Source organism: Nocardia cyriacigeorgica (genome assembly GCF_010868145.1).
GTDB classification, from domain to species: domain Bacteria; phylum Actinomycetota; class Actinomycetes; order Mycobacteriales; family Mycobacteriaceae; genus Nocardia; species Nocardia cyriacigeorgica_D.
The window spans coordinates 169,295-181,080 of record NZ_JAAGUY010000010.1; the positions used below are offsets into that span (position 1 = coordinate 169,295).

Annotated in this window: 11 protein-coding genes; 6 read left to right on the forward strand and 5 right to left on the reverse strand. The window is 66.6% G+C overall.

Annotation, left to right across the window (positions count from 1 at the left end):
• Nucleotides 1-35: 35 nt before the first annotated feature.
• The 5 genes from GV792_RS14830 (at nt 36) to GV792_RS14850 (ending at nt 6,316) form a co-directional block, all read left to right on the forward strand.
• Nucleotides 36-938: an alpha/beta hydrolase gene (locus GV792_RS14830; protein ID WP_445738779.1), complete on the forward strand. Its 903-nt coding sequence runs from the start codon at nt 36-38 to the stop codon at nt 936-938.
• Between the two features lie 5 nt (nt 939-943).
• Nucleotides 944-1,537: a hypothetical protein gene (locus tag GV792_RS14835; RefSeq protein ID WP_163824675.1), complete on the forward strand. Its 594-nt coding sequence runs from the start codon at nt 944-946 to the stop codon at nt 1,535-1,537.
• Nucleotides 1,538-1,614: 77 nt separating this feature from the next.
• Nucleotides 1,615-2,247 carry a DUF2461 domain-containing protein gene (locus GV792_RS14840; protein ID WP_163824676.1) on the forward strand — a complete coding sequence of 211 codons (633 nt, stop codon included), beginning with the start codon at nt 1,615-1,617 and terminating at the stop codon, nt 2,245-2,247.
• Between the two features lie 309 nt (nt 2,248-2,556).
• The gene (locus GV792_RS14845) at nt 2,557-5,463 is read left to right on the forward strand and encodes a UPF0182 family protein (protein ID WP_163824677.1); all 2,907 of its coding nucleotides are present in this window, start codon (nt 2,557-2,559) and stop codon (nt 5,461-5,463) included.
• Nucleotides 5,464-5,485: 22 nt separating this feature from the next.
• Nucleotides 5,486-6,316 (forward strand): acyl-CoA thioesterase, encoded by an 831-nt coding sequence (locus tag GV792_RS14850; RefSeq protein ID WP_163824678.1) that lies wholly within the window; start codon nt 5,486-5,488, stop codon nt 6,314-6,316.
• A gap of 353 nt (nt 6,317-6,669) precedes the next feature.
• Here GV792_RS14850 and GV792_RS14855 read toward each other — a convergent pair whose 3' ends face one another.
• The 5 genes from GV792_RS14855 to GV792_RS14875 all read right to left on the reverse strand — a co-directional run bounded on the left by GV792_RS14855 (nt 6,670) and on the right by GV792_RS14875 (nt 10,879).
• A complete protein-coding gene (locus GV792_RS14855) occupies nt 6,670-7,608 on the reverse strand; it encodes an alpha/beta hydrolase (protein WP_163824679.1) in 939 nt (312 codons plus the stop codon).
• A gap of 65 nt (nt 7,609-7,673) precedes the next feature.
• A complete protein-coding gene (locus GV792_RS14860; RefSeq protein WP_375154334.1) occupies nt 7,674-9,281 on the reverse strand; it encodes a polyamine aminopropyltransferase in 1,608 nt (535 codons plus the stop codon).
• On the reverse strand, nt 9,281-9,706 hold the full coding sequence (locus tag GV792_RS14865) for a DUF350 domain-containing protein (RefSeq protein ID WP_163824680.1): 426 nt from the start codon (nt 9,704-9,706) through the stop codon (nt 9,281-9,283). The genes GV792_RS14860 and GV792_RS14865 overlap by 1 nt, the downstream gene beginning before the upstream one ends.
• A gap of 44 nt (nt 9,707-9,750) precedes the next feature.
• Entirely contained in the window at nt 9,751-10,197 is a 447-nt protein-coding gene (locus GV792_RS14870) for a DUF4247 domain-containing protein (protein ID WP_163824681.1), read from the reverse strand.
• A 73-nt stretch (nt 10,198-10,270) separates the two neighbouring features.
• A complete protein-coding gene (locus GV792_RS14875; protein ID WP_218580075.1) occupies nt 10,271-10,879 on the reverse strand; it encodes a DUF4178 domain-containing protein in 609 nt (202 codons plus the stop codon).
• A gap of 218 nt (nt 10,880-11,097) precedes the next feature.
• Between GV792_RS14875 and GV792_RS14880 the strand changes: the two genes are divergently transcribed.
• A partial coding sequence (locus tag GV792_RS14880; protein ID WP_163824682.1) for an aminotransferase class V-fold PLP-dependent enzyme occupies nt 11,098-11,786 on the forward strand: 689 nt, incomplete at its 3' end.

An 11,786-nucleotide genomic window follows, 5' to 3' on the forward strand; every position in this document is an offset into this window, starting at 1 on the left:
GGCGGGCTGGTTCGCTCGTCGTGGCAGTTGTGCTGATGTCGGCCGTCGCGGCGGTCGCCGGTGCCGCACCCGTGCGAGTGCCGGTGCGGGCACCGGCGGGCGGGTTCGAAGAGCTGTTCGTGCCATCGAGCATGGGCCCGATCAAGGTCCAGGTGCAGTGGGCGGCGCGCGGCGGCAGCGCGGCGCTCTATGTGCTCGACGGACTGCGGGCGCCACATGATCACAGCCAGTGGACCAGCGATACCGACGCACTACGCCAATTCGCGGGCGACAACGTCACGTTGGTCTTCCCGGTCGGTGGCCGGTCCAGCTTCTACACCGACTGGTACCGGCCGAGCCACACCAACGGCCAGCAGATCACCTACAAATGGGAGACCTTCCTGACCAAGGAATTGCCCGCGTTCCTGGCCGGGTACGGCGTCTCGCGCACCAACAACGGCGTCGTCGGCGCCTCCATGGGCGGCAATGCCGCGCTGATCCTTGCCGCCTATCACCGCGACCAGTTCAGGTTCGCCGGATCGTTCTCCGGCTTCGTGAACCCGACCTTCCCACTCTGGAATCAGGCGATGCGTGCCGCGATGTGGGATGAGGGCCAGTTCAACCCCGACGACATGTGGGGGCCACCCTTGGACCCGGCCTGGGCCCGCAACGACGCCACCGCCCAGGCCGAACGACTGCGTGGACTGCCGATCTATCTCAGCAGTGGCAACGGCGTGCCCGGCCCACTCGACCTGCCCAACGGCGTGGGCAACACAGTGAACGCGATGGGGTTGGAAGTGCTCACGATGATCGCCGCGCAGATCTTCCGCGATCGTGTCACGGCGCTCGGCATCCCGGCGCGTATTGATATCGGCAACGGCACCCACACCTGGCCCTACTGGCAGCAGGCGCTCGCCAACGCCCGGCCCATGATCCTGGACGCACTCGGGGCACACTGAACGCTGTGGGTGACTATTTCGAACGCATCGTCGATGTCCAGGTGACGGCCGTGGACGCGGCGGCGACGGCGACGCGGATGCTGGACTGGATGTTCTCGCGCGAGTTGCTGACGCGGGAGATGTCCGGCGAGTGCATGTACAGCCTCCAGGTGGACGAGGGCTATCTACCCGGCCCGCGATGGCAGACGATCAGCCAGGAGTGGGGCAAGGATTGGCTGCCAGGGCCGGTCGCGGTGATCGTCGGGCGCGACGATCACTACGGCGGGCAAGGTGCGATCGAACCGGAATCGGCCGATTGCCCAGGCTGTGCGGCCACGACCGTGATCATCGATTACCCACAGCAGTGGGAAGCCGACCCGGAGGCATGGCGACCGTTCGCGGACGCAATCGCCGAGTGGAAGCAGGGCGGCGCGGGCGTCGCTGCCTGCCGTCACTGCGGAACCGGGAGCCCCGTCACCGAATGGCTGTGGCCATGGGGATTCGCCCTCGGCGCACTGGCATTCGACTTCTGGGGCTGGCCACCCTTGACCGAGGAGTTCGTGACCGAGTTCGCCACCCACTTGGGACACCGGATCGACCACCACACCGGAAAGTTCTGACGATGCCGGAGTCACGATCGGACTCGGAGCCGTTGCGCGGTCCTCAGGATGTCCGACTGTAGGAATATCGTCTCCTCATGGGTCGATTCGGTGGGTTCCCGTTCGCCGGGCTGGATTTCTACGAGGATCTGGAGGCGGACAACTCGAAGACGTTCTGGGCTGCGCACAAGCAGGTCTACGACGAGGCGGTACGAGCGCCGATGATGGCGCTGATCGAGGAGCTGGAGGGCGATTTCGGGACGGCGAAACTGTTCCGACCGTACCGTGACGTGCGGTTTTCCAAGGACAAGTCGCCGTACAAGACTCATCAGGGTGTTGTGGTCGGCGCGGCGCCCGGTGTCGGGTGGTATGTGCAGATCGGCGCCGCCGGGCTATTCGTGGCCGGCGGGTTCTACGGCGGGTCGCCGGACCAGCTCGCCCGGCTGCGCGCGACCATCGATGACCAGGTGCGCGGGGAGGAACTGGCGGCCATCCTGGACGGGCTCACCGGCAGTGGATACGAGATCGGCGGCGACCGATTGAAGACCAAGCCGAAGGGTTACGCCGCCGACCATCCCCGGATCGAACTGCTCCGCCACAAATCACTGACCACCCACCGCGACTTCGGCGCGCCAGAGTGGCTTGCCACCCCACGAGCCGCCACCGAGATCCGCTCGGCCTGGGAAGTACAGCGACCGCTGGTCGAATGGCTCGCCGCGGTCGTGGGGTAGCGGCCGAGGCACATCGACGACCCGGCGAGAAACCCCGCCCGAGCGGACAGACGGGTTTTTCGCGCCCGCGCCCGCGCCGATGCCCGCCCGACCATGGCGGCAGCCGGGGGCATCGCGACGTCAGCGGACGGTTGATCAGCCGAGGCTGACGGGATGGCCCCACAGGCGCAGTTCGGAACGCCCGGTCTCGGTGGTGACTTCGACGCCTGGACCTGGCAGCCGATGGTGTAGCCGGCCGGTAGGATCGGACGCACATGGCCCGTGCCGGCCGCCCACCCATCGACCGGCGCAGCCACGGGAGAGTGGGTGATGAGCACACGCGAGATTCCCAGCTGGCGGCGGTTGCCTCGCAGCATTCGGCTGCTGGTGATCACCGTGGCGATGCTCGTCGTGTTGCTGCTGGTGGTACCCCGGCTGATCGGTGTCTACATCGGGTGGTTGTGGTTCGGTGAGGTCGGCTATCGCGAAGTCTGGCGCACCGTGTTGTTCACCCGCGTGACGTTGTTCGTCGCGGTCGGCGTGTTCGTCGGCGGCGCCGTGTTCGCGGCGATGTGGTTCGCGTACCGATTTCGGCCGCTGCTGCTCGTCGACGAAGGCCCCGAGGACTATCTGCTGCCCTATCGCAGCGTCGTGCTGCGCCGGGCGCGGTTGTTCGGGCTCAGCATCGCCACCGCGCTCGGGCTCATCTGCGGACTGATCGGGCAGTCACGGTGGATGACGGTGCAGCTGTTCCTGCACGGCGGGTCTTTCGGCATCCGCGATCCCGAATTCGGGCACGACATCGGATTCTTCGTGTTCGATCTGCCGTTCTACCGGCTCGTGGTGAGCTGGTTGTTCGCCACCGTCGTGCTCGGCTTCCTGGCCTGCCTCGCGACGCACTACGTGCTCGGCGGCGTGCGGCTGACCGGAAAGGCTCCCGGGCTGACCAAGGCGGCGCGGGTACAGCTCGCCGTGTTGGTCGGAGCGTTCATTCTGTTGAAGGCCATCGCCTACTGGCTCGACCGCTACGCGCTGCTGTCGAGTCACAGCCGTGAACCCACGTTCGCCGGCGCGGGGTACACCGATATCAACGCGGTCCTGCCCGCCCGGCTGATCATGTTCGCGATCGCCATCATCTGCGCGGCCGCGGTGTTCTCCGCGGTGGTGGTGCGGGATCTGCGCATCCCGGCGATGGCCGCCGCACTGCTGGTGCTTTCCTCGATTCTGGTCGGCGGGGTGTGGCCGCTTGCGGTCGAGCAGCTCTCGGTCCGGCCAAATGCCGCCGACAAGGAACGCACCTACATCGAACGCAATATCGCGGCGACGCGGCAGGCCTACGGGATCGGCACCGATCGGGTCGAATACCAGCCGTACCCGGGGATCGGCACCAAGCAGCCACCGGAGGTCCCGGCGGATGCGACCACGATCGCCAATGTCCGCCTGCTCGACCCGAACGTGCTCTCCCGCACCTTCACCCAGCAACAGCAGCTGAAGAACTTCTACAGCTTCCCCGACAAACTCGATCTGGATCGCTACCGCATCGATGGACAGTTGCGCGACTACGTGGTCGCGGCCAGGGAACTCACCCCGAACGCTCTCAGCGCCAACCAGCGCCACTGGGTCAACCGGCACACCGTCTACACCCACGGCAACGGGTTCGTCGCCGCACCGGCCAATCGGGTCAATGCCGCGGTGCGCGATGCGGCAGGTGACGCCGAGAGCAGCAACAGCGGATACCCGATCTACACCGTCAGCGATATTGCCAGCGCGGCGTCCGGGCATCAGGTGATCCCGGTCGACCAGCCGCGGATCTATTTCGGCGAAGTGATCGCACAGGCCAACCCGGACTACGCCATCGTCGGTGGCGGCACCGAACCCCGCGAATACGACACCGACAGCACCAAATACACCTACGACGGCGCGGGCGGCGTCCCGATCGGGAACTGGCTGAACCGCATGGCGTTCGCCGTGAACTACGCCGAACGCAACATCATCTTCTCGGATGCCATCGATGCCGATTCGAAGCTCATCTTCAACCGCGATCCCCGCCATCGCGTGGAACTGGTCGCACCCTGGCTGACCACCGACAACGACCCCTATCCCGCGGTGGTCGACGGCCGAATCATGTGGATCGTTGACGCGTACACCACGATCGACGGCTACCCGTACGCCAAGCGCAGCTCGCTCGAGGCCCTCGTGCCCGGCAACGAGCTCGAAGGCGGGCCCTTCGAGGAGCTCTCCTACGTGCGCAACTCGATCAAGGCCACCGTCGACGCCTATGACGGCACGGTGACCCTCTATCAGGTCGATCAGAATGATCCGGTGCTGGAGGCGTGGATGAACGTCTTCCCGGGAACGGTCGAGCCTCCGGAGGCGATCAGTTCGGAACTGCGCGCCCACTTCCGGTATCCGGAAGATCTGTTCTCCATCCAGCGCGAGATGCTGGCCAAGTATCACGTGGACGAGCCGCGAGAGTTCTTCACCACCAACGCGTTCTGGTCGGTGCCGAGTGACCCGACAGTGGAGACGAACCCGCACCAGCATCCGTTCTATGTGTTGCAGGGGGATCCGGTGACCGCCGATCCGTCCTTCCGGCTGGCCAGTGCGATGGTGGGGTTCAATCGAGAGTTCCTGTCCGCCTACATCTCTGTCGAATGCGATCCGGAGAACTACGGCAGATTCACCATTTTGCAGCTGCCCACCGACACTCTCACCCAGGGGCCGCAGCAGATCCAGAACTCGATGATCTCCGACACCCGGGTTGCCTCCGAGCGCACGTTGCTCGAACGTTCGAACCGCATCCAGTACGGCAATCTGCTCACGCTGCCGATCGCCGAGGGCGGTGTGCTCTACGTGGAACCGCTGTTCACCGAACGGATCTCGACCGCACCGAACGGGTCGACCTTCCCGCAGCTGGCGCGGGTACTGGTCAGCTACCGAGATCCGGGTACCGGTGGCGTCCGGGTCGGCTATGCCCCGACCCTCGCCGAGGCACTCGACCAGGTTTTCGGCCCGGAGACCGGCAACCTCGCCACCGCGCCGGGCGGTGGGCCCGCAGCACCGCCACCACCGGGGCGGCCACAACCCGTGCCACCGGCCGGGCCGCCGCCGGCACAGGCTCCACCGCCCGTGGACGAGGCGACGATCGCCGAACTCAACGCCCAGATCGACGCCATCCGCGCCGCTCTCGACCGCATTCAGCAGCAGGTGAACGGCCTCCAACGTCCGGGCGGCTGAGCCGGACGCTATCGTCGGCCGTATGCCGCCGCTCATCGCCCCACCGCATCAGTTCGACGCCGCCACCACGTTGAAGCCCGGCGAATCCGGCGTCCTGCTCGGCCGGACCAGCGCCGATTACGCCAATATGGTTGGCCCGTTCGGTGGCGTCACCGCCGCGACACTGCTGCGCTCGGCGCTCGAGCATCCCGACCGTCTCGGCGACCCGGTCTCGTGCACCGTGAACTTCGCCGGGCCGATCGCCGACGGCGAATTCGAGGTGCGGGCCGATCCCGTGCGCACCAATCGCAGCACCCAGCACTGGACCATCGCGCTCGAACAGGGCGGGGAGACGAACACAACGGCCACGGCGGTCTTCGGTGTCCGCCGGCCCGGCTGGACCGATACCGAACCGACGATGCCGGAGGTGCCGCCCGCCGAATCCGTCGTCGCCCAGCCGTTCCCGGGCGATATCGCCTGGTTCCGCAACTACGAGATGCGGTTCGTCGAAGGAGGCCCGGATCCGATCTTCGCCGGACGTCCCGGCGGGTCACGAACCACACTCTGGGTCCGTGACCAGCCGCAGCGGCCGCTGGATTTCACCGCCCTCACCGCACTCGCCGACGTCTTCATGCCCCGCGTCATGCTGCGCCTTGGCCGGATGGTGCCCGCAGGCACCGTCTCGCTGACGGTCTACTACCACGCCGACGCCGACGCCCTCGCCGCACAGGGTGACCGTCCGCTGCTCGCCACGGCACACGCTCAGCACTTCGGTGGCGGATATTTCGACCAGACCGGCCAGCTGTGGGGCGCCGGCGGAGCACTGCTCGCCACCACCCATCAAATGGTGTACTTCAAGGCCGACGCGATCTGAGAATTGCCCGCTAGAGGGCTTGACTGGCGCCGAAACCGGAGGACACTGGTTATATACCGGAACACCGAGGAGTGTGACGCGTTCGAAGGAGACGTCCAGAGAACGGTGGTTGCACAAGTCAAGATCCGGCTAGGCCCCCGGCAAGCCAGTCGAGTAACCGGAGCCATCAGCGACGACTGAGGTTCATGGATTCGATGGAGACTACCGGGGACTGTTCTGTTCAGGGGGTAAATCTCGTCTAGCTGGCCGTGCTCAGCCCCGACGGCACTTCCGCGCGAACTCGCTGAGCTCGGTCGCCATCGGCTCGGGATCCCAGCTGTGTTGGCGACCGGCGGGCGGGGAACAGCCAGACCTCAAGCCCCGACCGAGCGAGCCAGTTGCGGCCAGGAATCGTGCAGATCGGCCTCGAACTGGCCCCAGGTATGCGCGCCGGCAGCGCGGTTGATGTGGGTCGCGGGGATGCCGAGCAAGGCGAGCCTGCCCGCGAAGGCGCCGGTGCAGGCGCTGGCGATGGCCTCGACGGGTGGCATCGGGAGCCCGCCCTGATCGATCACGCCCGGAATGCCGGACGCTGCCGACAGGAAGATCGACTTACCCACCAGCCGGTGCGCGTTCAGGAAGGCGTCGTGCGCGCGCCAGCCCTCGCCGCCCGGCATACCCCACACATTGCCCGGATTTCCGCCGCCGCGTAGTACCTGTGCTCCGGCCAGCGACACCCCGACCGGGTCGGTCGCCCACGGGCAGCCGCTGTACGCGGCGACGGCCGAGTAGAGCGGGCCGCCCTGGATGGCGAGGTCGATCGCGGAGGCAGCGCTCATCGATACACCGGCGATGGCATTGCGGCCACTGGTGCCGAGGCGTGCGTCGATGATGCCGGGAAGCTCCTGCGTCAGATAGGTCTGCCACTTGTTGCGGCCCATGGCCGAATCGTCGGCCATCCAGTCGGTATAGAGGCTGTAGGCTCCGCCGACCGGCATCACGACATTGACATTCTTGCCCGCGAAGAATTGGGCGACATCGGTGTCGTCCCACCAGGAGATGCCGTCGAGGCCGCCACCGGCACCGGTCAGCAGGTACAGCGTCGGCGCCCCGGCGCCCGCCGCGCGGATCACCCGATTGGTGATCACCCGATCCATCGCTGGTGAATACACCTCGACCTGCGAAATGCGCTGCCCGATGGGGGATTCGGCCACCACGCGGGTGTCAGACGGTGCCGCCGTCACAGGTGAAGCGAGAACAACGGAAGCGGCGACAGCGCAGACGATGACAGCCAGGAACTTCGATGCCTTCACTCTTCCGTTGTACCGTCCCGGCAGCCGATGATCGAGAACTGCACGCCCGCGAGCGGGTATCGGGCTCACTGCCATTCCCGGCGCTCTAGATCCAGGATCCGCGGATGCATCAATGTAGAAGGCTCCTCGCCGGTATCGCGGCGGTCGGGGGCGAATACCGCAGCCGCGGCCAGGCTCGAGCGGTCGATCGAGCGCAGCGGCGCGGGCGGGTCGAGCTCCAGGCGAGGTTCGGTATCGCGGGTGGCGAGCACGAACCCCCAGTCGCCGAAACTCGGCACATCGACGTGATACGGCAGTGTGCGCAGGCCGGCAGCACGCACTGTGGCGTCGATACACCAGAACGAGCGGGGTGCGAAGAACGGTGAGCCTGCCTGCACCACCATGGTGGCGCCAGGCGCCATCGCGCCCGCGGCCAGTGCGTAGAACTCCGTGGAGTACAGCTTGGCGATCGACGTCTGGTCCGGGTCCGGCAGATCGATGAGGACGGCGTCGAACTGTCCCGGCGCCTCACGCAGCCAGGAGAAGGCGTCGGCGGTGATCACCCGCACCCGCGGATCATCGAAGGAATCCTGGTTCAACGCGGTGATCCGCGGGTCGGTGCGGGCCAGTCGGATCATCTCCGGATCCAGCTCAACCAGCGTCACCGCGGCCACATCGGGATACTTCAGGATCTCCCGCACCGCCAAGCCATCACCGCCGCCGAGCACCAGCACATTGCCGCGAACACCGGCCAGCGCCGGATGCACCAGCGCCTCGTGATAGCGGTATTCGTCGACGGAGGAGAACTGCAGATCGCCGTTGAGGAACAGCCGAGTGTCGGTGGTGCCGAACGGTGACAGCGATTCGGTGAGCACGATCTGCTGGTACGGGGTCTGTTCGCGCCACACGATCGGATGCGCGAACAACGCCTGCTGCGCCGTCGCCTCGAACCGGTCGGCATAGAGGTAGCTGCCCACCAGCACCGCTGCCACCAGTACGGTCAGCGAACCGAGAAGCCATCGCGTGACCCGTCGCAGATCGTCACGGAACCAGACGAAGATCAGCGCAAGCCCGGCAAGCGCGTTGACCACGCCGACGACGAGACTGCCACGAATCTGGCCGAACATCGGCAGCAGCAGGAACGGAAACGCCAGCCCACCCAGTAGAGCGCCGACATAGTCGGCGGCGAACAGATCGGCCACCGCGCTGCCGGCGGCCTGGCGGCGGATCCGCTGCAGCAACTCCATCAGCAACGGGATCTCCGCGCCGATCAGCGCGCCGATGACGATCGAGATCAGCACCAGCGCCGCGGTGTAGAGGTCGAGCCAGGCGTAGGCGGCATACAGCGCGAGCACCGACAAGCCGCCGACGGTGGCCAACGCCAGTTCGACCCCGACGAAGGCGGCGGCCGCACGATGACGCAGCGGTTTCGCCGCCAACGCACCAAGCCCCATCGCGCACACCATCACACTCAAGGTGATCGATGCCTGCGCGGCCGTATCGCCGATCAGATAGCTACCCAGGGTGACCAGCGACAGTTCGTACACCAGACCACACGCCGCACAGACGAAGACGGTGACGAGCAGCGCGATCCGGGCGAACCGGCGCCGCGGCCCGGCACCGGAGTCGAGTTCGCCACCGATCTCGGCGGCGCCGGTATCGGTGGTGTCCTCGGTCTGCGCCGGTATTGGCACTATGTCAGGCCGGCCGCCACCACAAGGGCGACCGCGATGTGCAGCGCCGCGGTCACCCAGACGCCGGGATGCAGTTCCTTCTCGGTCACCACACCGCGGAACTCACCGGGCGTCACCAGGTCGAGCAACAGGAACGCCAGTGCCATGGCGGCGAGGCCGATCACCCCGTACACCGCGCTCGCCGCAAGCGCCGCGACGATCGCACCCTGCGAGGTCCAGATCGCGGTGGCCACGATCATGCCGACGCCGAGTAGATTCGCCGACACCAGCACCGACGCGTTGCGGTTGCGTTCGATCCAGATCTGCCTGCGCAGATTGCCCGGCGTCAGGATGTCGACGATGGCGAAGCCGAGCGCCATCAGCGCGATTCCGACCCCGGAGTACGCGAGCGCGGCGCCCGCGTCCGCAGGGAGATCTTCCAGCATGTTTCCTCCTGAGGCGAGTTGAAGACTCGGTAGTGATGCGCGGGCTACTTGCCGTCGCCGCTGCCGCCGCCGCGGAAACCGCCACCGGATCCGCCACCGCCGCTGCTGGCCCAGCCGTAGGTGCTGATGTAGTGGCTGTGCCTGCGGTGCCCGGTGCGGTAGTCGTCGACCAGGATCTTGGCTCCGCCCTGATACGGGGTGACAGCCACGATGTCGTCGCGGTACTGCAGGAAGATCTTGTCTTCGGTGCTGCGCTTGTCCAGCGGACGTATCGCACCGGCGATCTCGTTCGCGACCGCCGGCGCCGCCGCAGCGGCGGTGTAGGCCATGCCGTTGTTCGGCTCGTCGAGGGCGGCGGCGCGGGTGTAGTTGTCGGCGATGTAGTCGCGCGGGTCGTCGCTGTCGCCGACGCGGACGACGATGGCGAAAACCAACGCGAAAGCCACGATCACCGAAATGATGCCGGTGACCAGCCAAGCAGCACGATTCACGACTCCGCCTCGCTGGCGCTCGGCTGCGTCGTTCCCGTAGACGCTGTGCTGATGGTTCGCTCGCCGCGCTCGCTCACGACGGCTGCTGCGGGTAGATCATGACCGCGCTGCGGTTGAGCACCTGGCCGAGGGTGCCTTCTTTGCGTCCGGCGTCGCCGAACTCCTCGAACGACAGCTTGGTGCCGTCGTCGGCGACATAGTCGTAATAGGTCAGCACGCCGCTCGCCGCGAGGCCCGTGGTTGCTTCACTGGTGAAACGCGCGTTGCCGGTCTCCTCCAGGCGGAATCGCTTGTCCTCGTGCTCGAGTTCGGCCGGTCCCGGCGCGGGCAGGCCCGCGGTTTCGGTCCACAGCACCAGTTCCAGGTCGGGGTCTTCCTCCACCGACAGCCAGTGCTGCACGTCGTTGCCGGTGTCGAGGAGATGTTCGGCCCACTGGTAGCCGCCCTCTTTCAGGCGAAGGGTGCCGCGGACGGTGTAGGTCTGGCCGAAGATATCGACGATGTCACCGGCCTTCAGCGCGCGCGGATCGCCGCGCAGAGCGTCGGCGTCCTTGTCGGCGAAGGGATCCACCGGTGCGGACGGTTGTGCCTGCGCCTGTGCGCGCTTCTCCTTGGTGAGCTTGTACACCATGTAGAACGAGACGCACGCAAGGACGATGACAACGATCAGCGCGACGATCAAGAATGCGGTGATGACAACCCCTCCGGTCCGAACTCCCCGGGGACCATAACACTCCTGCGGGCCGTCGGGTCGATGAGCGGCGCCCTGACCACTCTTGCGTTCAGGCTGAGCGAAACCCTCGCCATCAGAGGCGGGCGTTCCTACTGTGATGCGCGGTGAGCACCGGATAACCAGCTTTCCGCCTGATCTGCAACCGCAACCAGAGGAGCATCGCCCCGATGACCGAATCCGTCCCGCCGGCCGACCCGACTGCCGAGTGGAGCTTCGAGACCAAGCAGATTCATGCCGGTCAGGCGCCCGACGACAGCACCGGCGCGCGTGCGTTGCCGATCTATCAGACCACCTCGTATGCCTTCCGCGATACCGATCACGCGGCGGCGCTGTTCGGGCTGGCCGAGCCCGGCAACATCTACACCCGCATCATGAACCCCACCCAGGACGTGGTCGAACAACGCATCGCAGCCCTGGAAGGCGGTGTCGCGGCACTGCTGGTCGCCTCCGGGCAAGCGGCCGAAACCTACGCGATCTTGAACCTGGCCGGCGCCGGTGATCACATCGTGTCCAGCCCCCACCTCTACGGCGGCACTTACAACCTGTTCCGCTACACCCTGCCCAAACTCGGTATCGAGGTCTCCTTCGTCGACGACCCCGACGATCTCGACCAGTGGCGGGCCGCGATCCGCCCCAACACCAAAGCCTTCTACGGCGAAACCATCGCCAACCCCAGCAGCGTCGTGTTCGACATCCCCGGCATCGCCGCGGTCGCGCACACAGCCGGGGTGCCGCTGATCGTGGACAACACCGTCGCCACCCCCTACCTGATCCAACCCCTGACCCACGGCGCCGACATCGTCGTCCACTCCGCCACCAAATATTTGGGCGGGCACGGCGCGGCCGTGGCCGGGGT